Origin of the sequence: Streptomyces flavofungini (assembly GCF_030388665.1) — a bacterium.
GTDB classification, from domain to species: domain Bacteria; phylum Actinomycetota; class Actinomycetes; order Streptomycetales; family Streptomycetaceae; genus Streptomyces; species Streptomyces flavofungini_A.
Window position 1 is genome coordinate 5,770,783 of record NZ_CP128846.1, and the last position, 23,430, is coordinate 5,794,212.

The following is a 23,430-nucleotide window of genomic DNA, read 5'->3' on the forward strand; positions in this document are numbered from 1 at the left end:
GTTGTCCTAGACTCACCGACATGTCAGGCCTTGATTGGCACGCCGAGCCCCGCCGTATCCGCCGCGGGGCGGCCCTGACGTTGGTCTTCGCGAGCGTCCTCGCCACCGGAGCGGCCACCGGATCCTGGTCCGAGGGCGCGGAGGAAGGCCGGAACCAGGCAGCTCCCTCGACCCGCTCGATCTCCGCCACCCGGGACGCGCGGGGCTCCGGCCCTGTCGATCCCGCCGACCGGGACCCCGCCGACGAGGCCGCCGACGCCGCCGCCGAGGCGATGGCCGACGGCAAGTCCGGCAAGAAGGCCGCCGAGGACGTGGTCAGCCGCAGCGGCGACCGCTGGGCGTCGGTCTACTCCCAGGGGGAGTACCGCGAGTTCGAGCAGTCCCTCGGCGGCGCCTACACCGGCGTCGGCCTGTGGGCCCGGCGTGAGGCCGACGGCAGGATCGAGGTGTCCCGGGTGCAGCGCGGGGGGCCCGCCGACCGGGCCGGCATCCGCGAGGGCGACAAGCTCACCGCCATCGACGGCAAGGACGTCACCGGCCGCCCCGTCACCGACGTCGTGTCCCTGCTGCGCGGCACCCGCGCGAACACCCCCGTCACCCTCGGCCTCGAGCGCGGCACCCGCGCGTGGACCGAGACCCTGCGCCGCGCCCGCCTCTCCACGGACTCCGTGACCGTCACCCGGCTCCCCGGCGGCGCCGTGATGATCAAGGTCGCGGCCTTCACGAAGGGCTCCGGCGAGGCCGTGCGGAAGGCGGTGCGCGAGGCCCCCGCGGGCGCCGGGATCCTCCTGGACCTGCGCGGCAACTCCGGCGGCCTGGTCTCCGAGGCCGCCACGGCTTCCTCCGCGGTCCTGGACGGCGGCCTCGTCGCGACGTACGACGTCCGGGGCAAGCAGCGCGCGCTCCACGCCGAGCAGGGCGGGGACACCACCAGACCCGTGGTCGCGCTCGTCGACGGCGGCACGATGAGCGCGGCCGAACTGCTCACCGGGGCCCTCCAGGACCGCGGCCGCGCGGTCGTCGTGGGCTCCAGGACGTTCGGCAAGGGCTCGGTGCAGCAGCCGAGCAGGCTGCCGGACGGCTCCGTCGCCGAGCTGACCGTCGGGCACTACCGCACCCCCTCGGGGAAGGCGGTCGACGGCCGGGGCATCACGCCTGACCTGGAGGTCGAGGCCGGTGCCCAGGAGCGGGCCGAGAAAGTATTGACTGGCCTCGGGCCCCCCTCGTAGTGCGAAAATGGCGGGACTATGGCGAAGGAAAAGGTAAAGCGCAAGGCCGCCAAGGCCAACGAGAAGGCCCCCGCCCGGAAGATGATCGCGCAGAACAAGAAGGCGCGGCACGACTACCACATCCTGGACACCTACGAGTGCGGCCTGGTCCTGACGGGCACCGAGGTCAAGTCCCTGCGCCTCGGCCGGGCCTCCCTGGTGGACGGATTCGTGCACATCGACCACGGCGAGGCGTGGCTGCACAACATCCACGTCCCCGAGTACGTGCAGGGCACCTGGACCAACCACTCCGCCACGCGCAAGCGCAAGCTGCTGCTGCACCGCGCCGAGATCGACAAGCTGGAGTCGAAGTCCCAGGAGACGGGCCACACGATCGTGCCCCTCGCCCTGTACTTCAAGGACAGCCGGGTCAAGGTCGAGATCGCGCTCGCCAAGGGCAAGAAGGAGTACGACAAGCGGCAGACGCTGCGCGAGAAGCAGGACACCCGCGAGACGAACCGGGCGATCTCGGCGGCCAGGCGGCGGCAGGGGATCGGATAGCCGGGCTCAGGTACGGGACCGGCTGCTCCACGGCCGCGGAATGGGCTGGCACGGGTCAGCGTTGGTCACGTACGATGGTTCATGCCCCGCAGGTGACGGGGCGCCCCCTCCTCGGAGGGTTTGAAAAATCAACATGGGGATGATCGGTTTCGACAGCGGATGTCGAAGCAGGGGAAGCGTGTCGAGGAAGCGGCAATGATCTCGTTAACCATATGTCGCAACCAATAATCGCCAACACCAAGCGCGATTCCTTCGCCCTCGCTGCCTAAGTAGCGACTTGCGAAGTGTCAGCCCGGGGCTGTTCCCGACCCGGATCCTGGCATCAGCTAGGGAACTAAACTTCTAGACCCGGTCACGGGGTCCAGGAGGAAATCAAACAGTGACTGAGCCCGTCGGAGACTTGTCCACGAGATCTCCGGGGCCGAGAAAATCGCAGTGGACTGCACACGGAGAAGCCCTGGTTCCGCACCGTTGGACGCGGGTTCGATTCCCGCCATCTCCACGAAGTCGACAGGCGACGTGTGCCCGCGAACAGCGCGGGCCACGTCGCCTTCGTCGTTTCTGCGTGGCTGTGCCGCGCGTTGCGGGGGCTTCGCCACCCGCACCCCCTCGTCGTGGGTGCGGCTGGGCCACGCGGCATACGTGACCGGTGTGGGGTCTGTCGCCGCGCGGTGGCTTCGGGGATGCTCCAGGGTCATGAGAAGACCCGTGAGACGCGTCAACCACCGCATGCGCCACTGGATCTGGCCCGGAGTGCTCGGCCTCGCCGTGGCCACGCTCTCTTTCAGCCCCCTCACTGCCCCGGCCGGAGCGGACTCCGACCGGAGCGGGCTGCCCGAAGCCATCGACACCATCCTCAGCGACCCCCGGATGGAGGGCGGCGCCGCCAGCGTCGTGGTCGCCGACGCCGAGACCGGCAAGACCCTCTACCAGCACCTGCCCAGCGGGCGCCTCATGCCCGCGTCCAACACCAAGATGCTGACCTCCGCCGCCGCCCTGGAACTGCTCGGACCCGACCACCGCTTCCGCACCGACGTGCTCGCCGCGGGCGACCGGCACGGGCCCGTCCTCAAGGGCGACCTGTACCTGCGCGGCACCGGCGACCCGACGACGCTCGCGAAGGACTACGACAAGCTCGCCGCGGACATCGCCGCCAAGGGCATCAAGCGCGTCTCCGGGCGGCTCGTCGCCGACGACACCCGCTTCGACGACCGGCGCCAGGGCGACACCTGGGGCGCCGACGACGAGTCCTCGTACTACGCCGCGCAGATCTCCGCGCTGAGCGTCGCCCCCGACACCGACTACGACACGGGCACCGTCATCGTCGAGGTGGCGCCCGGCGCCGCAGCCGGGGACAAGCCGCGCGTCACCGTCACCCCGAAGACCGACTACGTAGACATCGATCTGCGCGCCAAGACGGTCGCGGCGGGCGGCAGCGACACCATCGCCGTCGAGCGGCAGCACGGCAAGAACACGATCACCGTCACCGGCAACGTCCCCGTCGGCGGCTCCACCACCAAGGAGTGGATCACCGTCTGGGAGCCGACCCGGTACGCCGCCGCGATCTTCCGGGACGCGCTGGCCGCCCACGGCGTGAAGGTGAGCGGACCGACCCGGGCCGGGATCGCGACCCCGGCGGGGGCGCGCGAGCTGGCCTCGCACGACTCCATGGAACTCAGGGACCTGCTGATCCCGTTCATGAAGCTGTCCAACAACATGCACGCCGAGTCCCTGACGAAGGCCATGGGACACAAGGCGACCGGGCGGCCCGGCAACTGGAGCGACGGCATCGCGGCGATCAGCGGCTACCTGAAGACCGCCGGCGTCGACCCGGGCAAGCTGCGCCAGGTCGACGGATCCGGGCTGTCCCGCAAGAACAACGTCGCCGCCGACCAGTTCATCGAGCTGCTCCGCTCGGCCAAGGGCGAGCCGTGGTTCGCCGACTGGTACCGGTCCCTGCCGGTGGCGTGCGACCCGGACAAGCTCGACGGCGGTACGTTGCGCACGCGTATGTGCGGGACGCCCGCGGCGCTCAACGCGCACGCCAAGACCGGGTCGCTGACCGGGGCGTCCGCGCTCTCCGGGTACGTGACCGACGCCGGCGGCCGCGAGCTGGTGTTCAGCATCGTCCTCAACAACTACCTGCCCTCGTCGGTCAAGGCCCTGGAGGACGCGATCGTCGTCACCCTCGCCAAGTCCGACGAGGACAAGGCCGTCCTGGTCAGGCCCCGTACGGAGCGCGCGGGCGACCGGAGCGGCGAGGTCGAGTGCTCGTGGCGCAAGCCCGCGCGGTGCTGAGAAGCAGCGCGCACAGCGCCGCGGCGACCGGCACGGCATAGGCGGCGGCGGGGCCCATGTGCTCCGCCGTCCAGCCACCGGCCGCCGCGCCGCCCGCGATGCCCCCGAGGAGACCGGTCACGGCGAGCGTCATGGCCTCGTTCAACTGGCCCTCGGGGGCGTACCGCTGCACCAGCGTCATGCCCGTCACCATCGTCGGCGCGGTCGCCATCCCGGCCACCAGGAGCGCCCCGGCGAGCACGACGAGCGAACCCGTCGCCGTCACGGCGAGCAGCGGCAGCGCCATCAGGACCGCCATCGCCACCCCGCACAGGACGTGCCGCCGGTCCGGGGAGCCGCTCGGCCGCAGCGCTCCGTAGACGAGCCCCGCCACGCACGAGCCCGCGGCCTGCAGGGCCAGGACGACGCCCGCGGCCGCCTTGTGGCCCCGCTCGTCCGCGTACGCGATGGTCGCGACCTCCATGGCGCCGAAGACGGCTCCGGTCGCGAGGAACACGACCAGGAGAGCGGGCATCCCGCGGGTGCGCAGCGGCGACTTGGCCCTCGGCGTCCCGGCCGCGCGCTTTCGGACCGGGGGCTCCGTCGTGCGCTGCGCGGCGAAGAGCAGGACGCCGGTCAGCAGCAGGACGGCGCCCACGAGGGTGCCCGCCTGCGGGAAGAGCGCCCCGCACAGGAACGCCGCGAGCACCGGGCCGAGCATGAAGCACAGCTCGTCCGCCGCCTGCTCGAAGGAGTTGGCGGTGTGCAGCGCGTCCGGCTCGCCCCGCAGCAGATGCGACCAGCGCGCCCGCGACATGCCCCCGGTGTTCGGGGTCGTGGCCGTCGCCGCGTACGAGGCGAACAGCGTCCAGTCGGGCGCCCCGAAGCGCACGCACAGGAGCAGCGACAGCGAGCCGAGCACGGCGAGGGCCGTGGCGGGCACGGCGATCCGCGCCTGCCCGTACCGGTCGACCATGCGGGCCGTCCAGGGCGCCACGACCGCGGTCGCGGCGAGCCCGGTCGCGGTGACGGCACCCGCGAGGGCGTAGGAGTCGCGGGCCCCCGCGATCATGATGACGGCGCTCACGCTGAACATGCCCATGGGCAGCCGGGCGATGAGGTTGCCGACGGTGAAGGCGGTGGCGCCGGGTATCGCGAAGAGACGGGCGTAGGGGTTGCGGGGGCGGCGGGTACGCGCGCGTGGGGGGTGTTGCGGCGGGGTGGCGGGCGAGGAGGGCTCCGGGGTGGCGGGTGTCTTGGGTGGGGTGGGTGTGGCAGAAGTTGTGGGCACGACAGGCGTGGTGGGCGTGGTGGGCGTGGTGGACGTGGTGGGGAAGTCGGCGGGGGCCTCTGGCATTGCTTGAGCCTCGCTGCCGCGCGCGGGTGTGGTCCAACACCTTCTGGGGGGCGATTCACGCGCCTGCGTTGTAAATTCGCGAGATGACCGGACCGCCGCCCGCCGCCCCCCGTGACGTGGACCCCCGCCTCCTGCGCGCCTTCCTCGCCGTGGCCGAGGAACTGCACTTCACTCGGGCCGCCGCTCGCCTGTACGTGGCCCAGCAGGCCCTGAGCCGGGACGTGCGGCGGCTCGAACGGGAGCTGGCGGCGGACCTGTTCACGCGGTCGACGCGACAGGTGACGCTGACGGCCGACGGCGAGCGGCTGCTGCCGTACGCGCGGCGGGTCCTCGCGGCGCACGACGAACTGGCGGCCGCCTTCGCGCGCGGCGGCGTGACCAGGGCGCCCCGGCCGCTGCTCGTCGACCTCAACAGCCCCGGCCTGGTCTTCGGCCGGATCCTGGACCGGGCCCGGGAACTGGCGCCGCAGTGCGAGCTGATGGCCCGCTTCGAGAGCGGTCTGACCGGCGCCGCCGCCGAGATCGCGGCGGGGCGTCTCGACGCGTCGTTCGGCCGCTTCGCCGGACTGCCCGAGACCGTACGCGCCGGACTCGACCAACAGCCCGTGCGGTACGAGCCGATGGCGGTGCTGCTCCCCGTCGACCACCCACTGACGGAGCTCGACGCGGTGCCGCTCGACCGGCTCGCGGGGGAGCGCGTCTACGCGGGCGCGGGCAACGAACGCACCCCGGAGTGGACCGACCTGGCCCGCCGCCTCTTCGACGGCCGAGGCATCGAGATCGCACCGCCCGCCCCGCTCGCCGTCGGCCCCGAGGAGTTCGCGCGGATCATGGCGAAGCACCGGAACCCCGTGCTCGCCGTCGTCGGCTTCCCCGAGCTGCCCGGCTGTGTGCTGCGGCCGCTGGTCGACCCCGTACCGCTGTCGCCGGTGTCGCTCGTGTGGCGCCGGGGTCTGCGCCACCCCGGTCTTGACGCGCTCCGCCGTGCCGCGGCCGAACTCGCGGCGGAGGAAGACTGGCTCAACCGACCAGCGGAAGGATGGATTCCGGCCACCGATGCACTCATCATGATGATTCAGGACTGACGTAAAACCACGGTTGTCACCGGGGTGCGCTACATTCGGCTTCCGGGTGCGATGTGATAGAGGGGGGCGCCTGGATCGGGTGGGGGCCCGGTCCGGACGACGAGTGCCCGGCGAGTCGTACGCGCCCGCATCATGACCCGTGGGGGGTGTGCGTACGCATGGAGAACTGGCGAGAAAACGGCTCATCGAGGCCCACCGAAGGTCATTTCGGGCCCGATGGCGGACTGCCGGAGTGGTCGGGCGGGCTGCCCGCGCCGACGCACGACCCGAATGAGGTCACCGTCCAGATCGACGGCGTCGGCCGGTGCCTGGCGGGGGAGCGCGGCGGCTCGACGACGGGTGGCACCCGCGTCATGCAGGGGTTTTCGGACACCCGGAGCGTGGCTGATACACCGGTGTTCGTCGACGAGACGGGTCGCAGGAGCAGACGGTATCGCCGGATAGGCGCGGTCGTCGGCCTTCTCTGTGCGGGGTACGCCGTGGTCATGGCCGGCACGCTCGTCTCGGGCAACTCAAGCGCGCCCTGGCTGCCGGTGCCCGACCCCAAGGACGAGCAGCCCGCGAGCCAGGTCGACACCCCTGAGCTGCCGACGGAGTCGGCTGCCGGGCCGACGGCGCCCGCATCCGGTGATGCCGAGCCGAAGTCGCCTTCCGATTCCGCTTCTGGTTCCGCTTCTGATTCTGGTTCCGCTTCTGATTCCACGGGTACGTCCATGGACTCGCGGGCCGGTGAGGACGGGGCGCCGGGGGCGGGCGGTGGGTCGGGGCGCTCCATACCGTCGTCGCGGGACGGCGAAGCGGCGGGCGGGTCCGAGGGTTCCTCGGGGGCACGGGCGCCCGAAAGCGGCGGCGAGCCCGGCCTGCAGCCGACCGGGGGCGGTGGCACGAACGGCTCGACGGCGCCCGGCGACGACGCCACGCCTCCCGGCGCGGACCCGGGCCCCGGTCCCACCGGGGAGACCGGCTCGCCCGCGGCCCCGCCCGCGCGGACGCCGGACGGCGGCGGCAGTGGCGGCGACGCCGAGGACGGCGGTGGCGCGGGAACGGACGCGGGGTCCGAGGCGCGGACCGTGTCCGACGGGCGGGGCCAGGGGGACGCGGCTCCAGGGGGCGTACGACCATGAACTTCCGCTCCGGCGGGCCCGGGTCGGCCGACGGGGCCGCAGCCCCTGCCCCCGCTTCAGCCTCCACTCCCACTCCCGCTTCCACTCCTGCTCCCACTCCCGCTTCCGCCCCCGGAGAAGGGCGAGGCCCCGCGCGCCACCGCGGGCGCGGGCGCGGACGCACCCCCGCGCGCCCGCACCTGCGCCCCCGCCTCCCGATGCGCTACCTCCTGCCCGCACTCCTCCTCGTGGCCCTGAGCGCGATGCTGATGCTGCGCGGTTACGTCCACAGCGAGATCCAGGCCGACCACCGGGTGCGGCCCCCGGCGGCCACGGACCAGGTGCCGAAGGAGATCCTTCAGGGCGGCCCGGTCATCGACACGCGCGACGGGCGGACCCAGTCGCTGAGCGTCCCCGACCACCGCGTGGTGCTGACCTTCGACGACGGTCCCGACCCGAAGTGGACCCCCAAGGTCCTCGACGTACTGGCCGAACACGACGCGCACGCCGTCTTCTTCGTCACCGGCACGATGGCCTCGCGCCACCCCGACCTGGTGCGCCGCATGGTCGACGAGGGCCACGAGGTGGGCCTGCACACCTTCAACCACCCGGACCTGTCCTACCAGTCGAAGGACCGCGTCGACCGGGAGCTGTCGCAGAGCCAGCTGGCGCTCGCGGGCGCGGCGGGCATCCGTACGTCCCTGTTCCGGCCGCCGTACTCGTCCTTCGCCGACGCCATGGACAACAACTCCTGGCCGGTCGCCCGGCACATCGGCAGCCGCGGCTACCTCACGGTGGTCACCGACACCGACAGCGAGGACTGGAAGCGCCCCGGCGCCGACGAGATCGCCCGCCGCGCCACGCCCGCCGACGGCAAGGGCGCCGTCGTCCTGATGCACGACTCGGGCGGCGACCGCTCCCAGACCGTCGCCGCGCTCGACCGCCTCATCCCCCGACTCACCCAGCAGGGCTACGAGTTCACCAACCTCACCGAGGCCCTGGGAGCGGGCACGACCGGCGCGCACGCGCGCGTGGAGGGCTTCGAGCTGTGGCGCGGCAAGGCCTGGGTGCTCCTCGTCGGCGCGGCGGAACACACCACCGACGTCCTGGTCATCGGCCTGGCCGTGGTCGGCGTCCTGGTCATCGCCCGCTTCGGCCTGATGCTGCTCCTGTCTGCGGTGCACGCCCGGCGGGTCCGTAGGCGCGGCTTCCGCTGGGGCGATTCCCGCGGAAGTGATTCCCGCAGGTCCGGGGGACCGGTGACGGAGCCGGTCTCGGTCCTCGTGCCCGCGTACAACGAGGCCAAGTGCATTGAGAACACCGTCCGCTCCCTCACGGCCAGTGACCACCCCATCGAGGTCATCGTCATCGACGACGGCTCCACGGACGGCACGGCCCGCACGGTCGAGGGCCTCGGCCTGCCGAACGTACGCGTCGTACGGCAGCACAACGCGGGCAAGCCCGCCGCCCTCAACCGAGGTCTGGCCAACGCCCGGCACGACCTCGTCGTCATGATGGACGGCGACACGGTCTTCGAGGCGGCCACCGTGCGCGAACTGGTCCAGCCGTTCGCCGACCCGCGCGTGGGCGCCGTCGCCGGCAACGCCAAGGTGGGCAACAGGAACTCCCTCATCGGGTCCTGGCAGCACATCGAGTACGTGATGGGCTTCAACCTCGACCGCCGCATGTACGACGTGCTGCGCTGCATGCCGACCATCCCCGGCGCGGTGGGCGCCTTCCGGCGCACCGCTCTGGAGCGCGTCGGCGGCATGAGCGACGACACGCTCGCCGAGGACACCGACGTCACGATGGCGCTGCACCGCGACGGCTGGCGGGTCGTGTACGCGGAGCGGGCGCGCGCGTGGACCGAGGCGCCGGAGACCGTGCGGCAGCTGTGGTCCCAGCGCTACCGGTGGTCGTACGGCACGATGCAGGCGATCTGGAAGCACCGGAGCGCGGCGGTCGAACGCGGCCCGTCGGGCCGGTTCGGCCGCGTGGGCCTGCCCTTGGTGTCGTTGTTCATGGTCCTGGCCCCACTCCTCGCCCCCCTGATCGACGTCTTCCTCCTCTACGGCCTCGTCTTCGGCCCCACCCAGCAGACCGCCGCGGCCTGGCTCGGCGTGCTCGCCGTCCAGGCGGTGTGCGCGGCGTACGCCTTCCACCTCGACCGCGAGCCGATGACCCACCTCGTCTCGCTGCCCGTCCAGCAGATCCTCTATCGGCAGTTGATGTACGTGGTGCTGCTGCAGTCCTGGATCACGGCGCTGACCGGGGGGCGGCTGCGGTGGCAGAAGCTGCGGCGGACGGGCGCGGTGGGGGCGGCGCCGGTCTCGTCGTCCCCGCGGGCGCGGGCGGGCGGCGGCGTGGAGCGGAGCCCAGTGGCATGACGTATCCGACCGCCGCCCGTCCTGGTCGGTGACCGGGGGTCGCGTGCGCCGCCTCCTGCCGCCCCTGTGGCTGTTCAGCGCGGCGGCCCTGTGCCTGCTGTTCGCCGGTGGCTGGAACCCAGCGCCGGTTTTCAGCCGACAGCCGTTATGGTCACATGAGTCTTGCTCGATTACTCGATTGCTCGGTTACTCGTCGACTGCGGAGACAGGGCTGGTGTTTGGCAAGAACAGGCAGGTCAGTGACCCTCCCGTGCCATCCGTCCCGTGGGCTGATGTGTGGGAATTCGCCATCGGCAACGAGGAGCGGCCCGCCGGTGGGCAGCGCAAGAGTCCCGTTCTCGGGCTTCGTGCCATCAGAGTCCCGCACGGTTCGGGGGCGCAACGTGTCTTGGCTCCCTGTGCCTACGTGCCGCCGGAGGCGCCGTCCGCCTCGGCGCCGGACGCTGCCCTGCGCCTGTACGAGGACGCCGAGGGCCGACAACTGCTGTGTTCTCTCGACAGCCCTGAGGACGTAAAAGGCGAACGTCGTTATCCCGTGCGTTGCGGGCAAGGCGAACTCATCGGAACGATTCGGCGCATCTCTCCGCTCAAGCACGCACTGAAACCGACCTGGCGCATTGAACAGCCTGGCCACCCTGAAATCACGAACAGTGCGGAGTGGGCCAAGGGCGGTCCCAAGGAGATCGTCCAGCGAGGCACCGGTAAGTTGCTGCTCGGCGCCCTTCAGGCTGTGGCCGACATGGGCGCTGACGGTGGTGACCAGCCCGCGAAGTCGCGTGTCCTCGAATGGAAGGCCGACGGCGAGCTGGTGATGACGTCCGAGGGCCACCACCGGTTCCTGATCCGGGCGGCGTGGCTCGACCGCCGTCTTGCGTTCGCGTACGCACTTCTGCGCGACAGTTGAGCGTAACCTCCGCGCGACAGTTGAGTCACCGAGAGACGCGCAAACACAAGACGCGTGCACAGTGGATACGGCTTACGGCTACAGGGCGGCCGTGCGGCAGCAAAAGTGCCTTAGGGGGATGAAGCGTGTGGACGATCGCGTAATTCCCCACGGCTGCGGTCACGTAATTCCCCAGGTGCTGGCGTCTTCTATCTGTCGATGATGACGGCCAGAGAGCGACCATGAGAACTGGTCAGCCATGTTTCCAGCTGCCCGGCATCGATTCGCTCCCGAAGCACCGCCAGCGCCGCTGCGGGCGACGCTGGGACGGTGCCGTCGCTGAAGATCCAGGACTCGGCCATGCGGATGACCTTCTCATATGCCGCGAGCGACCTGTCCCAGCTGGTCGACGGATGGGCAGCAGGAGTCCTGGGTCGCTTGTTGGGGCGGTAGCTGGGGCCGTTCATGATCACCTGATGGCTGGTGTTGATGAGCCGGTCCAGGAGGGACTCGGCGACGACGGGGTTGGGGAAGAGGGGATACCAGTCGCTGGGCGCCCGGTTGCTGGTGATGATCAGTGAGCGTCCCTGCCGCTCGGAGACGAATTCGTAGAGGTCGTCGGCCTGGGCCGCGGACAGCTGTCGCATGGCGAAGTCGTCGAGGATGAGGACGTCGGGGCGGACGAGTTCGCGGATCCGTTTCTCCCAGGTGCGGTCCGCGTGGCCGCCGGCGAGGATGCGGCTGGTCTTGGCGAAGCGGACGTGCGCGCCCTGGCGGACGGCAAGGTGGCCGCGGGCCTGGGCGGGGCGGGCGTCGAGCGTTTCCAGCACCTCCAGCCCTGGATCACGACCCTCATCGGCGGCCGCCTGCGCTGGCAGAAACTACGGCGTACGGGGGCGGTGGGTGGGGGGCGCCGCCCGGCGCGCAGCCCCGTACGCGCGGGGCGTAAAGAGCAAGGCCCCGACCGACACAGGCCGGTAATCATCGCTCTGCGTTGTGCGACTGTTCGGCAACAACGTCCCGCACAGAGCTTCGATATGCCCATATCTGTCCCCGTGCTGGGTAAACCTCACTCTCGCTTCGCGCAGTGCCCCTGGATAGCGTGGGTTCACTCAAGTGAACCCACTGACCTCTACTGAACCCACGTCCCATCGGGAGCTGACTGTGAACCGCCGACCTGCCTTGCTCGCGGTGGCCGCGCTGACGACTGCCGCGGCTCTGTCGCTCTCCGCCTGCGGTGGCGGAGACGGCGACTCCAAGAGTGACGACAAGATCGAGGGTGCCGGGAACAGCGAGACGAAGTCGCCGTCCCCGAAGGGTTCCGAGGACGCGATCGAACGTCCGGAGATCAAGCTGCCCAAAGGCGTGAAGAACGTGTTCGAGGGCGGGGAGACCGGAGAGCCGGAAAAGGACGCGGTCCTCGCGGACAGCGAGCGCCGCATCAACTCGCTGGACGAGGCGGTCACCGTCGACGCGAAGGAGCACCCGGCGCTGAAGTTCTATTCGTCGGGTGAGGCACTGGTGTCGGCGGCGACGTACATCAAGAGCTTCTATGACGAGGACAGGTCCTTCGTAGGTACGTCGCGCTACTACAACCGCAACGTCACCATCCTGAAGAAGGGAACCGCCGCGGTGACCTACTGCATGGACTCGAGCAAGACCTATCCCATGAACCGGAAGACCAAGAAGGTCGACCGGTCCATTCCGGCCTCGGACAAGGACTACACGTTCTTCAACACCAGGCTGGAGAAGAACGCCAAGGGCGTCTGGCAGACGACATCGGTCACATCCATCGAGGCGGCGAAGCAGTGCAGGTGACGCAGCGGTTCGTACGGTACGTCGTGGCTCCGATGGCCGGGCTGTCCCTGGTGGCCGTGCCCGGCGTCGCGCAGGCGAGCGGCGGCAAGGGCGGTGGCAAGCCCGTCGAGGGCAGCGGCAAGGGTGACATGAAGGGTGGTGTCATCTACGCCGAGACCCGGGTGACCACGTCGGGCAACGGGACCAACAGACAGGGCAAGACCGGCACGCTCACCGCGGGCGACCACGACTGGACGCCGCCCGCCTGCTGGTACGAGCCCGCCTTCTCGCCGAAGGAGATCGAGGCGCAGGTCAAGATGTGGCGCGGGCTCGACCTGCCATTCCTCGGCGGGATCGGTGACTTCGTGGGCGACGTGCTGGACAGCCGCTACAAGGACGGCAAGCCGTACAAGGACTACAACCTGGACAAGCAGGGCAAGGGGATGTTCTGGGCGGCGGTGAAGAACCCCGAGCGTCCGGACGACCCCGCGGCGAACGCCTGCAACAGGCAGCCGTTCTGGGTCGATGAGGGCGAGGACTCCGGCGAGCCTCTCGCCGTCAGCCCGAAGGTTCTCGCGGAATACGCCTACGACGCACTTGAGATCCCCAGCACCAAGGTCACCCTCGCGCCCGAGGGCGAGACGAAGGTCAACCTCCCCACGTGGGCGTGGCTCGACAAGGCCAAGTTCAAGAAGCTCTCGGTGACGGCGACCCTGCCCCACACGAACCTGTCGGCCACGACGACCGCCACCCCCGAGTCGCTGCGGATCGAGCCCGGAACGAAGGACGCCGAGACGTACCCGGCCGGTGGCGTGTGCAAGATCGGCAAGGACGGACGCATCGGCGAGCCCTACGCCAAGGGCAACGCGAAGAAGACGCCCCCGTGCGGCGTGAAGTACCTGCGGTCGTCCGGCGACGGGTCGTACGACCTGAAGGCCACCATCACCTGGAAGGTCAGCTGGACGAGCACGACCGAACCGGGTAATCACCCGCTGCCCGACGGTGAGTTCGGCGCCGACCAGAACGTCGTCGTCAAGGAGATCCAGTCCATCAACCGTTGATGACTAAGACGCCATTTCGTTTGGTGTGATCTTGCGGCAGCCTGGGACGGTGACTTCTTCGCTTGTTGAGCGAATGGCTCCAGATGATCTGTGGGAGCTGTTCGAGCGGGTGGTGCCGCCGGCGCCGGAGCGTCCGCAGGGCGGCGGTCGCCGTCGGCATGGGGACCGGGAGGTGCTGGCCGCGATCATCTTCGTCGCCACCTCGGGCTGCACGTGGAACCAACTGCCGCCGGGCTTCGGCCCTTCGGGAGTGACCGCTTTCCGCCGGTTCACCGAGTGGTCCGAGGCGAGGGTGTGGGCCAAGCTCCATCGCCTTGTCCTCGATGAGCTCGGCTCCCGCGGTGAGCTGGACTGGTCGCGCTGTGCGATCGACTCAGTCAGCGTCCGCGCCCTCAAAGGGGCGGCTGACGGGACCGAATCCGACCGACCGCGGCAAGAGCGGATCGAAAATCCACCTGATCGTCGACCGTCACGGCCTGCCTCTCTCGCTCGGAATCTCCGCCGCCAACCTCCACGACAGCCAGGCCCTCATCCCGCTGGTCCGCGGTATCCCGCCCGTCCGCTCCCGCCGCGGCCCCAGGCGTCGGCGGCCCGCCAAGCTCCACGGCGACAAGGGGTACGACTACCCCCACCTGCGACGCTGGCTCTCTTTACGGCAGATCACCCACCGCATCGCACGCAAGGGCACTGAGTCTTCCCAGCGCCTGGGTCGGCACCGCTGGGTCGTGGAACGGACGGTGTCCTGGCTGTCGGGCTGCCGCCGACTCCACCGCCGATACGAACGCAAGCCCGAGCACTTCCTCGCCTTCACCGCCATCGCGGCAACCCTCATATGCCATCGCAGAATCGCCAAATGAAATGACGTCTAAGGCATGAGTGACCTCATGAGCCGCCCCGGCTGCGCGTGTGCCGGGGCGGTCGTCTTGGCGAAGGGGTAGCGAGGCCACATGACTGATGAAGGCTCGGCGGTCTACGAAGAGCACTCCACGCGCACTCCGCTTCAGCTGCTTGCCGGCGTGGGATGGAAGCGGCTGACGGCGTTTCGAGTGGATGGTGATGGCGCGCTCCCCGGCGGAGGATCGCTCAGTACGAGAAGCACACGGCCTTTGTGTCGTGGGAAGACATCACAGCGCTGGTCGTGTGGCGGCTGCGCACAACTGGCCAAGGACTCGACTGCATCGGAGTCCGCCGCCGGCCCGGCGCTCCCGGCCTCCCGGGGCCGAACAGCGAGATGACACCGCTGCAGGCCGAGCGCGTTGCCCCGCACGTCGAGTACGAACTCCTTCTCACGAGCCGCCCCATCAGCTGGTGGCGGCTCCGCCCGGAAGAGCTCATAGGCGCTACGGATGCATGTGCGCCCAAGATTCCTGCCCTTATGTACGAGCAGTCCTTCCCGAAATGACACGGGGCGGCTCTGCCGGAGGAGAGAAGACATGATGTTCGGGAGGGGCGGGGCGCGGAGACGAGGCCCCGAGCCGGTCGAAGAGGAGCCCGTACCGGCTGTCGAGTGGGCCGGGGTGCGGACGTTCACGATCGGCACGGTGGAGCGTCCGGTCACGAAGGAGCGTCCTCTTCCTGCACGCGGCCCGCGAGCGATCCGCGTTCCCGGGGGCGCGGGCGAATCGAAGGTGTTCGCCCCGTGTGCGTACGTCGCCCGGACGGCGTCTGCCGCACCGGCGTCCGCGATGGAGGCCTGCTTGTATGAGGATTCCGAATCGCAATGCCTGCTGTGCTACCTCGTCGTCGAGGAGCGGGAGGGCGGGGAGCGCTGCCATCGGGTGTACGGCGCCCAGGGCGAGGAAATCGGAGCCGTCCGCCGCATTCCCCCGTCCAACAAGCTGGTCAAGCACACGTGGCGCATGGACCAGCCCGGGCACCCGGAAATCGTCGGACGCCATGAATGGGTGAGCGGCGGCGCCAAGCACCTCGCTGAGCGGGCAGCGCTCAAAGTCGTGACGGAAACGGTGGAAACCGTGCTCACTCTGGGTACGTACTCAGGTGCTTCCAAGAGCCCCAGCCGAACGCTGGAGTGGTGGTCCGGCGGCGAGTTGGTGATGGTCTCCCAGAGCATCACCACACTCACGATCAAGGCGAATTGGCTGGACCGCCGTCTCGCCTTCGCCTACGCCTTCCTCGGTGACAGCTGAGATCCGAGAGTCGAGACCCGCGGGCTCAGGTCTTGCGACGGAGCCACTGCCCCGGTGTGCGGCGTGGCGGGCGCGCCACGATGTCGCCGCCGGTCGACTTGCCGGTCAGGACGGTGCGTAGGCGTACGGGGACCTCCGGGCCGGTCACCGGGGCGATCTTGATTCCGCCGCGGATGTACGTGATGTCATCGGCGTCGTCCGGGGCGCCGGGGCGCCGGGGTGCTGCTGGGCCAGGCGTACGAGGTAGTCGGTGCTGACCCCGGCCAGCTCGGCGACCTCCTCGCGGCGCAGGCCGGGGGCGCGCCGGGCCCGTCGGCGTGCGGGCAGGGCGAAGTCGTCGGGGTCCAGGCGTTCGCGCCTGCTGCGCAGGAACGCGGCCAGTTCCTGGGCCGGGTCCGGTTCCGGGTGCGGGTCCGGGTCCAGGTGCGGGTGCGGGTCCGAGGCCGGAGCGCGGGTCGTCTCGGTCCCTTCGACAGGTGGGGTGGGACGGGCATTCCTGGAAGCCCTTGGTCCAGGGGCCCGCCCCCGCGATGTGACGCAGTCGTTCGGTTTACGGATGTGACGCCCGCCCCCCGGCGATTACGCTCACCCGCTATGACGCAGCCTCCCGGCCAGCCGCCCCAGGATGGATTCGGCGCCCCGCAGCCCCAGCCGAACCAGCCCCCACCCCCCTTCCCCGGCCAGCCGCCGGCCGCCCCGCCGCAGCCCCCGGGGCAGCCCGGCTACGGCTATCCGCAGCAGCCCCCTGCCCCGCACGGAGCCCCGCCCCCGGCCCCGCACGGAGCCCCGCCCGCAGGACCGTACGGCCAGCCCCAGAGCCAGGACCCGTACGGTCAGCCGCAGGACCCCTACGGGAACTCCCAGGGCCAGACCCAGGCCATGCCCCCGTACGGGCAGCAGCCCCCGTACGGGCAGCCCCAGTTCGGCGCCTACCCGCCGCCGCCCCCGGGTGGCGGTGACACGAAGAAGCGGAACATGATCATCGCGGTCGCCGTGGCCGCCGTGCTCGTCATCGGAGGCGGCGCCTTCTTCCTCGTCAGCGACGGTGACGACGACAAGGACGACAAGAACAAGAAGCCGCAGGCGGACAAGAGCGCGTCCGGCGAGGTGACGCCGGGTGCGCCCGCCGAGTCGGCCGGGCCCTCCGAGGACGCGGGTGACGAGACCCCGTCCCTGCCGTCCACCGAACCCACCACCGGGATACCCAGCACTCCGGGCGGCGGCATCGGCGGTGATGACGACGACGGGCCCGCGCCCGCCACCGGGTACAAGGGGCAGTGGCAGAACGAGAAGCTGAAGACCCTCACCATCGCCGACAAGCAGACCACCGGGCAGGCCGCGGGCAAGCACATCGTGTCCTACCTCGACCCCGGCGGCGTGGGCATGTGCACCGGCCTCGGGCAGGACCGGGCCGGGGGCGAGTTCCGGCTCGCCCTCAAGTGCGGCAGCGGGACCAACGAGAAGTTCATCGGCGCCGATCTGTCCCGCTCCGGCGACTCCGTCGTCATGGACTGGGACAAGGGCGGCTCCGACACCCTCAAGTGGGCCGGGGGTCTCGGCTGACCCAGGTCCAGCGCCAGGGGGCCGAGGGCCAGCGCCTCACCCCCCACCCCACCCCACCGTGAGTTCGAAGTTCCCCGCCGGTCACTCACCGGCACAGGGCTGAAACGCGCCGTCCCTACCTTCGGGATCATCAGCCGCTTGCCGGGGAGGCGTGGGATGGGTACCGAGGGCAGCAGGACGCAGCAGCGCGGGTCGTCGTGGATTTCGCGGTGGGATCCCGAGGACGAGGAGTTCTGGGAGCGGGAAGGAGCCCGCGTCGCCCGGCGCAACCTCGTCTTCTCGATCCTGTCCGAACACATCGGGTTCTCCGTCTGGACCCTGTGGTCGGTCATGGTGCTCTTCATGGGGCCGGAGTACGGGATCGACCCGGCGGGGAAGTTCTTCCTGGTGTCGATGGCGACCCTCGTGGGCGCCGTCGTCCGGGTCCCGTACACCTTCGCCGTGGCCCGCTTCGGCGGGCGCAACTGGACCGTCGTGGCCGCCTCGATGCTCCTGCTGCCGACCGTCGCGGCCTTCGTCGTCATGGAGCCCGGCACCTCGTACTCGACCTTCATGGTGTGCGCGCTGCTCACCGGCGTCGGCGGCGGCAACTTCGCCTCCTCCATGACCAACATCAACTCCTTCTTCCCGCTGCGGAAGAAGGGCTGGGCCCTCGGCCTCAACGCCGGCGGCGGCAACATCGGCGTCCCGGTCATCCAGCTCATGGCGCTCGCCGTGATCGGGGCCAGTGGTGGGCCACGGCTGCTCCTGGGGATCTATATCCCCCTCGTCGTGGTCTCCGCCGTCTGCGCCGCGCTCTTCATGGACAACATCGCGGCCGTCAAGAACGACACCGGGGCCGCCCGAGAGGCCCTGCGCGACCCGCACACCTGGATCATGTCCCTGTTGTACGTGGGGACGTTCGGGTCGTTCATCGGGTACAGCTTCGCCTTCGGGCTCGTCCTGCAGACGCAGTTCGGGCGCACGCCCCTGGAAGCCGCCCAGATCACCTTCCTCGGACCGCTGCTCGGCTCGCTGATCCGGCCCGTCGGCGGACGGCTCGCCGACCGGTTCGGCGGGGCCCGCATCACGCTGTGGAACTTCGTCGGGATGGCGGCGGCGACGGGCGTCGTCGTGCTCGCGTCCGTGCGGGAGTCGCTCGCGCTCTTCACCGGCGCGTTCGTGGTCCTCTTCGTGCTCACCGGGCTCGGCAACGGCTCCACGTACAAGATGATCCCGGGGATCTTCCACGCCAAGGCGGTCCGCGCGGGGCTCGCGGGGGAGGAGGCCGCGCGCTACGGACGGCGGCTCTCCGGGGCCTCCATGGGGCTCATCGGGGCCGTCGGCGCGCTCGGCGGCCTCGGGATCAACCTCGCCTTCCGGCAGTCCTTCCAGACGGCGGGCACGGGCACGGGCGCCTTCGTCGCCTTCCTCCTCTGCTACGCGGTCTGCTTCGCCGTCACCTGGGCCGTATACCTTCGCCGCCCCGCCGCACCGGCCGCCCGGACCGAGCCGACGCCGGGCAGCGAGCCGCAGCGCGTGTACGCCGAGGTGTGAGACGTACGCCTGAGCGAGACGAGCCACAGGTCACGTACGCAGGGAAGCGACGTAACACGGCGGACATCGGCGTGATCCGCGACCGTCACCCGGCGTTGGCAGGCTCGGGGACTCGGACAGCCGGGGAGAGGAGGGAAACGATGGACGACGACCAGCGGCACGGACCCCTCTCCGGGTTCACCGTCGGCGTCACCGCCGCCCGCCGCGCCGACGAACTGGGCGCCCTGCTCCAGCGGCGCGGCGCCACCGTCCTGCACGCCCCCGCCCTGCGCATCGTGCCGCTCGCGGACGACAGCGAACTCCTCACGGCGACCAAGGAACTGATCGTCGACGCCCCCGACGTGGTGGTCGCCACCACCGCCATCGGGTTCCGCGGCTGGGTCGAGGCCGCCGACGGCTGGGGGCACGGGGAGGCGCTGCTCGAACGGCTGCGGGGCGTCGAACTGCTCGCCCGGGGGCCGAAGGTGAAGGGCGCCGTGCGGGCCGCGGGGCTCACCGAGGACTGGTCGCCGTCCTCGGAGTCCATGGCGGAGGTGCTCGACCGGCTCCTCGGCGAAGGCGTCGCCGGACGGCGCATCGCCCTGCAACTGCACGGGGAGCCCCTGCCCGGTTTCGTGGAGGCCCTGCGCGCGGGCGGCGCCGACGTCGTCCTCGTCCCCGTCTACCGCTGGCTGCCGCCCGCCGACCTCACCCCGGTCGACCGGCTCCTCGACGCCGCCGTGAGCCGCGGCCTGGACGCGCTGACCTTCACGTCCGCGCCCGCCGCCGCCTCGCTGTTCGCACGGGCCGAGGAGCGGGGGATGGCGGCCGAGCTGACCGCCGCGCTCCGCCACGACGTGCTGCCCGCCTGCGTCGGCCCGGTCACCGCGCTGCCGCTGCAGAGCCGCGGCCTGGACACCGTGCAGCCCGAACGCTTCCGGCTCGGCCCGCTCGTCCAACTGCTCTGCCAGGAGCTGCCGGGGCGGGCCAGGTCGCTGCCGATCGCGGGGCACCGGGTGGAGATCCGCGGCCACGCGGTGGTCGTCGACGGGGAGCTGCGGGCCGTGCCGCCCGCCGGGATGGCGCTCCTGCGGGCCCTTGTGCGGCGGCCCGGCTGGGTCGTGGCCCGTGCCGAACTCCTGCGGGCGCTGCCGGGCGCGGGCCGCGACGAGCACGCCGTCGAGACGGCGATGGCCCGGCTGCGGACGGCGCTCGGCGCGCCGAAGCTCATCCAGACCGTCGTCAAGCGCGGCTACCGGCTCGCGCTCGACCCGGCGGCCGGGTCCAAGTACGCCGACTGAGCCCCGCCCGCGCCGTCCCCGCGCCCCCGCCCGAACACCACGAGCGCCCGCACGAGGAACCCGAGGGCGAGGGTGCTCAGGAGTGCCCGCACCACGTTCCACGCCACCCACGTGTCCTCGAAGTCCGCGCGCACCGCGGCCGGATCGGCGATCTTCGCGGGGTCGCCCGCGTCCGCCAGCTCGTCGTTCAGGGGCACGTTCACCGTGACCGTGAGGACGAACGTGAGGAAGTACGCGAGCAGCGCCGCGAGCACCCACCAGCGCACCGGGCCGCGCCGCAGCATCCAGGCCGCGACCCCCGTGAGCAGCAGCGCGCCCATGAAGCTCGCGAAGAACACCGCGTTCTCGAACGCCGCGTTGACGTCCTGCATGACCTCGATGTACGCGCGGTCCGAACTGCGCGCGAGGCCCGGCATCACGCCGCACGCGAAGATGTAGAAGGTCCCGGAGATCAGGCCCATGGCCACGGTCGCGGCGCCCAGGACGAGTCCGGTGCCGCGGCTGCCGCGTGCCGCCGTCGTGTTGCGTGCTGTCGCCACGTTTTCGCTCATGCCCCGAGTCAAGCGCGCCGTGCGGGCACGGACCATGGTTCAGAAGCGCGGCGGCATACGCGGGCGTCTGCAGCACCCCCGGTGGCAGGGGTTCCGGTGGCGCCCACGGGCGGGCACTGTAGGGGTACGGCACTCACCGGCACACCCCAAGGGCGGTGAAAGGCGCATGGTGTTGGGTGCGACTACCAAGTCCGCGACCCCTGCGTACCACTCCACGTTCCACGAACTCCGCTTCGACGCCGGCCGGCCCTGCCTCGACCTCGTCGCCACCGCCCACCCGGTGGAGCGCATCGGCGACGTCAGGCGGCTGCGGGCCTGGCTGGCGGGCGCGGGCCTGATCCCGCAGGGCACGCCGCTGCCCGGGGCCGACGTGACCTGGCTCGCCGCCTTCCGGGAGCTGCGCGGCCACATCGCCCAGCTGGTCCGCGCCGAGCTGGCCGGACGGCCCGCCGACGCCGCGCTGGCCCGCGTCAACGCCCTCGCCGCCGCGGCCCCGCCCGCCCCGCGCGCCGTCCGGCACCCCGACGGCACCCTGACCCGGGCCCTGCACGGCGCCCCCGGCCGCACGGCCCTGCTCGCCGCCGTCGCCAGGGACGCCGTCGAACTGCTCACCGACCCGGTGGCCCGGTCGTTGCTGCGCCAGTGCGCGGGCGACAACTGCGCCATCGTCTACCTGGACACCTCGCGCGGACGCCGCCGCCGCTGGTGCTCCAGCGAGGTGTGCGGCAACCGGGAGCGGGTGGCCAGGCACCGGCGGCGCGCGGCGCTGGCGCGGGCCTGACCGCTCACCCGAACCGCCCGGCGGGACGCTCACCCGAACCGCCCGGCGGGACGCCCGCCCGAACCGCCCGGCGGGACGCCCGCCTGGCTCGGACCGGGAACTTTCACCCCCACACCGGGACATCCCGTGCCCCCGCCCGGAATTCCTCGCCTCCCGTTGAACGGACGCGGCCCCCGGTCCGTACGTCCAGGGTGACCAGCCGACAGGGCCGACCACGCGGAGAGCACGGCCGACATGGGCAGCCGAGACGAACAGCGGACAGCGGAGGCAGACGTGCGCAAGGATTCCGCCGTGGCCGATGAACGCCCGCACCGACGACATCGACTGACGCCGACTTCCGTGCCGGGGCCGGACGAGGAACTCATGCGCGCGCTGTACCGGGAGCACGCGGGACCGCTTCTCGCCTATGTGCTCCGGCTTGTGGCGGGGGACCGGCAGCGCGCGGAAGATGTCGTACAGGAAACGCTCATCCGTGCCTGGAAGAACGCCGGTCAGCTCAACCGAGCTACCGGTTCGGTACGCCCCTGGCTGGTGACGGTCGCGCGCCGCATCGTCATCGACGGCCACCGCAGCCGGCAGGCCCGGCCGCAGGAGGTCGACCCGTCGCCGCTGGAGGTCATCCCCGCGGAGGACGAGATCGATAAGGCGCTGTGGCTGATGACGCTGTCGGACGCGCTGGAGGACCTGACTCCCGCGCATCGGGAGGTACTTGTCGAGACCTACTTCAAAGGGCGTACGGTCAATGAGGCGGCCGAGACACTGGGCATACCCAGCGGGACAGTGCGCTCGCGGGTCTTCTACGCGCTGCGCTCGATGAAGCTTGCGCTCGAGGAGCGGGGGGTGACGGCATGAGCACGCCGTACGACGCACACGGCCAGGGTCCCTGGGGCCCCGGCTCCGGCTTCGGCGGCGGATCCGGATCGGGCTCCGGTCCGGGCGACGTGCACGAGACCGTCGGTGCCTACGCGCTCGGGATCCTCGACGACGCCGAGGCCACCGAGTTCGAGGCGCACCTCGCGGGCTGCGACTTCTGCGCGCACCAGCTGGAGGAGTTCTCCGGCATGGCACCGATGCTGGCTGCCCTCGCGGACTTCCCCGGTGCCGATGGCGGTGCCGGTGGCGGGACGGGCGGCCCCGGTGTCGTCGGCGCGGTGCCGTCCCAGGCGCCCGCCGCGCACGGGCTCCTGCGCGGCGTCCCGCAGATCGGCGAACAGCTCGCCACCCGGCCGAGCCCGAGGCTCGCGGACCGCCTGGTGGACGAGGTCGCGGTCAAGCGCGCCCAGCGGCGCAGGCGCGGCATGTACCTGGTCGCGGCGGCGGCCGCGCTGATCATCGGCGGTCCGCTCGCGGTCTTCGCGGTCAGTGACGACGACGGCGGTACGAAGGAGGTGGCGGGCGCCGATCCGCACCCCACCTCGCCCGCCGAGGACGCCTTCTTCAACCACATGGACGACAAGATCGCCGCCACCGACCCCAAGACCAAGGTCACCGCGACGGTCGGCACGGAGAAGAAGGCCTGGGGCACGCACACGGTCCTTGAGCTGAAGAACGTCAAGGGCCCGCTGAAGTGCTCGCTGATCGCGGTCGGCAAGGACGGCAAGAAGGAGACCGTGACGACCTGGTCGGTGCCCCAGTGGGGCTACGGCATCAAGGACAGTCCGCACCAGGCCTCGCGGAACCCGCTGTACGTGCACGGCGGCGCCGCGTTCGACCGCGACGACATCGACCACTTCGAGGTGCGCACGTTCGACGGCGAGCGGCTGGTCGAGGTGGACGTCTGACCACGGGCGGCAAGGCGGCGCACGGTCCGACGACTGCACAACCGGGGTTCCTTTCGCGTACGGTGGACGGCT

General features: G+C 71.1%; 20 protein-coding genes, 1 other RNA gene and 1 pseudogene. 18 read left to right on the forward strand and 4 right to left on the reverse strand.

From position 1 onward, the window contains the following. The first annotated feature begins 20 nt into the window (after nt 1–20). The 4 genes from QUY26_RS24420 (at nt 21) to dacB (ending at nt 4,067) form a co-directional block, all read left to right on the forward strand. Nucleotides 21–1,229: a S41 family peptidase gene (locus QUY26_RS24420; RefSeq protein ID WP_289950183.1), complete on the forward strand. Its 1,209-nt coding sequence runs from the start codon at nt 21–23 to the stop codon at nt 1,227–1,229. An 18-nt stretch (nt 1,230–1,247) separates the two neighbouring features. Next, nucleotides 1,248–1,769, forward strand: coding sequence for an SsrA-binding protein SmpB (smpB, locus tag QUY26_RS24425; RefSeq protein ID WP_289950185.1), 522 nt, complete (start codon nt 1,248–1,250; stop codon nt 1,767–1,769). A 135-nt stretch (nt 1,770–1,904) separates the two neighbouring features. Beyond that, nucleotides 1,905–2,274, forward strand: a transfer-messenger RNA (tmRNA) gene (gene ssrA, locus QUY26_RS24430). A 191-nt stretch (nt 2,275–2,465) separates the two neighbouring features. Further along, nucleotides 2,466–4,067: a D-alanyl-D-alanine carboxypeptidase/D-alanyl-D-alanine endopeptidase gene (dacB, locus tag QUY26_RS24435; protein ID WP_436840395.1), complete on the forward strand. Its 1,602-nt coding sequence runs from the start codon at nt 2,466–2,468 to the stop codon at nt 4,065–4,067. Here the strand turns inward: dacB and QUY26_RS24440 are convergent. Continuing rightward, nucleotides 3,991–5,403 (reverse strand): MFS transporter, encoded by a 1,413-nt coding sequence (locus QUY26_RS24440; protein ID WP_289950188.1) that lies wholly within the window; start codon nt 5,401–5,403, stop codon nt 3,991–3,993. The genes dacB and QUY26_RS24440 overlap by 77 nt on opposite strands. A gap of 83 nt (nt 5,404–5,486) precedes the next feature. On the opposite strand from QUY26_RS24440, the gene QUY26_RS24445 reads away from it, so the two are divergent. The 4 genes from QUY26_RS24445 to QUY26_RS24460 all read left to right on the forward strand — a co-directional run bounded on the left by QUY26_RS24445 (nt 5,487) and on the right by QUY26_RS24460 (nt 10,882). Next, nucleotides 5,487–6,488: a LysR family transcriptional regulator gene (locus QUY26_RS24445; protein ID WP_289950191.1), complete on the forward strand. Its 1,002-nt coding sequence runs from the start codon at nt 5,487–5,489 to the stop codon at nt 6,486–6,488. Nucleotides 6,489–6,973: 485 nt separating this feature from the next. Continuing rightward, nucleotides 6,974–7,612 carry a hypothetical protein gene (locus QUY26_RS24450; RefSeq protein ID WP_289950193.1) on the forward strand — a complete coding sequence of 213 codons (639 nt, stop codon included), beginning with the start codon at nt 6,974–6,976 and terminating at the stop codon, nt 7,610–7,612. A gap of 197 nt (nt 7,613–7,809) precedes the next feature. Further along, the gene (locus tag QUY26_RS24455; RefSeq protein ID WP_289950195.1) at nt 7,810–9,978 is read left to right on the forward strand and encodes a polysaccharide deacetylase family protein; all 2,169 of its coding nucleotides are present in this window, start codon (nt 7,810–7,812) and stop codon (nt 9,976–9,978) included. A gap of 43 nt (nt 9,979–10,021) precedes the next feature. Continuing rightward, on the forward strand, nt 10,022–10,882 hold the full coding sequence (locus QUY26_RS24460) for a hypothetical protein (RefSeq protein WP_289950196.1): 861 nt from the start codon (nt 10,022–10,024) through the stop codon (nt 10,880–10,882). 389 nt (nt 10,883–11,271) lie between these two features. Here the strand turns inward: QUY26_RS24460 and QUY26_RS41210 are convergent. Continuing rightward, nucleotides 11,272–11,664, reverse strand: a pseudogene (locus QUY26_RS41210) (ATP-binding protein); the annotation flags it as partial. Between the two features lie 361 nt (nt 11,665–12,025). Between QUY26_RS41210 and QUY26_RS24470 the strand changes: the two are divergent. From QUY26_RS24470 to QUY26_RS24485, 4 genes are all read left to right on the forward strand, one after another. Continuing rightward, a complete protein-coding gene (locus tag QUY26_RS24470; RefSeq protein WP_289950199.1) occupies nt 12,026–12,679 on the forward strand; it encodes a hypothetical protein in 654 nt (217 codons plus the stop codon). Next, entirely contained in the window at nt 12,676–13,719 is a 1,044-nt protein-coding gene (locus QUY26_RS24475; protein WP_289950201.1) for a hypothetical protein, read from the forward strand. The genes QUY26_RS24470 and QUY26_RS24475 overlap by 4 nt, the downstream gene beginning before the upstream one ends. Nucleotides 13,720–13,792: 73 nt before the next feature. Further along, a protein-coding gene (locus QUY26_RS24480; RefSeq protein WP_436840517.1) for an IS5 family transposase occupies nt 13,793–14,576 on the forward strand; the annotation gives its coding sequence in 2 pieces (ribosomal slippage) (nt 13,793–14,127 and nt 14,126–14,576; 786 coding nt in all). Between the two features lie 576 nt (nt 14,577–15,152). Continuing rightward, nucleotides 15,153–15,866, forward strand: coding sequence for a hypothetical protein (locus QUY26_RS24485; RefSeq protein WP_289950204.1), 714 nt, complete (start codon nt 15,153–15,155; stop codon nt 15,864–15,866). A gap of 25 nt (nt 15,867–15,891) precedes the next feature. Here the strand turns inward: QUY26_RS24485 and QUY26_RS24490 are convergent, their stop codons facing one another. Next, nucleotides 15,892–16,014 (reverse strand): hypothetical protein, encoded by a 123-nt coding sequence (locus QUY26_RS24490; RefSeq protein WP_289950205.1) that lies wholly within the window; start codon nt 16,012–16,014, stop codon nt 15,892–15,894. A 446-nt stretch (nt 16,015–16,460) separates the two neighbouring features. Between QUY26_RS24490 and QUY26_RS24500 the strand changes: the two genes are divergently transcribed. The 3 genes from QUY26_RS24500 (at nt 16,461) to QUY26_RS24510 (ending at nt 20,245) form a co-directional block, all read left to right on the forward strand. Continuing rightward, nucleotides 16,461–17,429: a hypothetical protein gene (locus QUY26_RS24500; RefSeq protein ID WP_289950206.1), complete on the forward strand. Its 969-nt coding sequence runs from the start codon at nt 16,461–16,463 to the stop codon at nt 17,427–17,429. A gap of 156 nt (nt 17,430–17,585) precedes the next feature. Continuing rightward, complete coding sequence (locus QUY26_RS24505) at nt 17,586–18,965, forward strand: nitrate/nitrite transporter (protein WP_289950207.1); 1,380 nt, start codon at nt 17,586–17,588, stop codon at nt 18,963–18,965. Nucleotides 18,966–19,105: 140 nt separating this feature from the next. Next, complete coding sequence (locus QUY26_RS24510; RefSeq protein WP_289950212.1) at nt 19,106–20,245, forward strand: uroporphyrinogen-III synthase; 1,140 nt, start codon at nt 19,106–19,108, stop codon at nt 20,243–20,245. On the opposite strand, the gene QUY26_RS24515 is transcribed toward QUY26_RS24510, so the two are convergent. Continuing rightward, on the reverse strand, nt 20,197–20,796 hold the full coding sequence (locus QUY26_RS24515) for an anthrone oxygenase family protein (protein ID WP_289950213.1): 600 nt from the start codon (nt 20,794–20,796) through the stop codon (nt 20,197–20,199). The genes QUY26_RS24510 and QUY26_RS24515 overlap by 49 nt on opposite strands. Nucleotides 20,797–20,962: 166 nt before the next feature. Here QUY26_RS24515 and QUY26_RS24520 point away from each other — a divergent pair, with 166 nt between their 5' ends. From QUY26_RS24520 to QUY26_RS24530, 3 genes are all read left to right on the forward strand, one after another. Beyond that, a complete protein-coding gene (locus QUY26_RS24520; protein WP_436840396.1) occupies nt 20,963–21,577 on the forward strand; it encodes a CGNR zinc finger domain-containing protein in 615 nt (204 codons plus the stop codon). A 234-nt stretch (nt 21,578–21,811) separates the two neighbouring features. Continuing rightward, nucleotides 21,812–22,429, forward strand: a complete 618-nt coding sequence (locus QUY26_RS24525; protein ID WP_289950216.1) for a sigma-70 family RNA polymerase sigma factor — start codon at nt 21,812–21,814, stop codon at nt 22,427–22,429. After that, nucleotides 22,426–23,358: an anti-sigma factor family protein gene (locus QUY26_RS24530; RefSeq protein ID WP_289950219.1), complete on the forward strand. Its 933-nt coding sequence runs from the start codon at nt 22,426–22,428 to the stop codon at nt 23,356–23,358. Before QUY26_RS24525 ends, QUY26_RS24530 begins: the two co-directional genes overlap by 4 nt. Nucleotides 23,359–23,430 lie beyond the last annotated feature (72 nt).

Bases quoted from the DNA above. Each gene is read 5' to 3' on its own strand.
- QUY26_RS24510 (WP_289950212.1), top strand. From the start codon at position 19,106: ATGGACGACGACCAGCGGCACGGACCCCTCTCCGGGTTCACCGTCGGC.
- QUY26_RS24485 (WP_289950204.1), top strand. From the start codon at position 15,153: ATGATGTTCGGGAGGGGCGGGGCGCGGAGACGAGGCCCCGAGCCGGTC.
- QUY26_RS24515 (WP_289950213.1), bottom strand. From the start codon at position 20,796: ATGAGCGAAAACGTGGCGACAGCACGCAACACGACGGCGGCACGCGGC.
- QUY26_RS24455 (WP_289950195.1), top strand. From the start codon at position 7,810: ATGCGCTACCTCCTGCCCGCACTCCTCCTCGTGGCCCTGAGCGCGATG.
- QUY26_RS24525 (WP_289950216.1), top strand. From the start codon at position 21,812: ATGGGCAGCCGAGACGAACAGCGGACAGCGGAGGCAGACGTGCGCAAG.
- QUY26_RS24440 (WP_289950188.1), bottom strand. From the start codon at position 5,403: ATGCCAGAGGCCCCCGCCGACTTCCCCACCACGTCCACCACGCCCACC.
- QUY26_RS24530 (WP_289950219.1), top strand. From the start codon at position 22,426: ATGAGCACGCCGTACGACGCACACGGCCAGGGTCCCTGGGGCCCCGGC.
- QUY26_RS24445 (WP_289950191.1), top strand. From the start codon at position 5,487: ATGACCGGACCGCCGCCCGCCGCCCCCCGTGACGTGGACCCCCGCCTC.
- QUY26_RS24505 (WP_289950207.1), top strand. From the start codon at position 17,586: ATGGGTACCGAGGGCAGCAGGACGCAGCAGCGCGGGTCGTCGTGGATT.
- QUY26_RS24500 (WP_289950206.1), top strand. From the start codon at position 16,461: ATGACGCAGCCTCCCGGCCAGCCGCCCCAGGATGGATTCGGCGCCCCG.
- dacB (WP_436840395.1), top strand. From the start codon at position 2,466: ATGAGAAGACCCGTGAGACGCGTCAACCACCGCATGCGCCACTGGATC.
- QUY26_RS24450 (WP_289950193.1), top strand. From the start codon at position 6,974: ATGGCCGGCACGCTCGTCTCGGGCAACTCAAGCGCGCCCTGGCTGCCG.
- QUY26_RS24520 (WP_436840396.1), top strand. From the start codon at position 20,963: ATGGTGTTGGGTGCGACTACCAAGTCCGCGACCCCTGCGTACCACTCC.
- QUY26_RS24420 (WP_289950183.1), top strand. From the start codon at position 21: ATGTCAGGCCTTGATTGGCACGCCGAGCCCCGCCGTATCCGCCGCGGG.
- smpB (WP_289950185.1), top strand. From the start codon at position 1,248: ATGGCGAAGGAAAAGGTAAAGCGCAAGGCCGCCAAGGCCAACGAGAAG.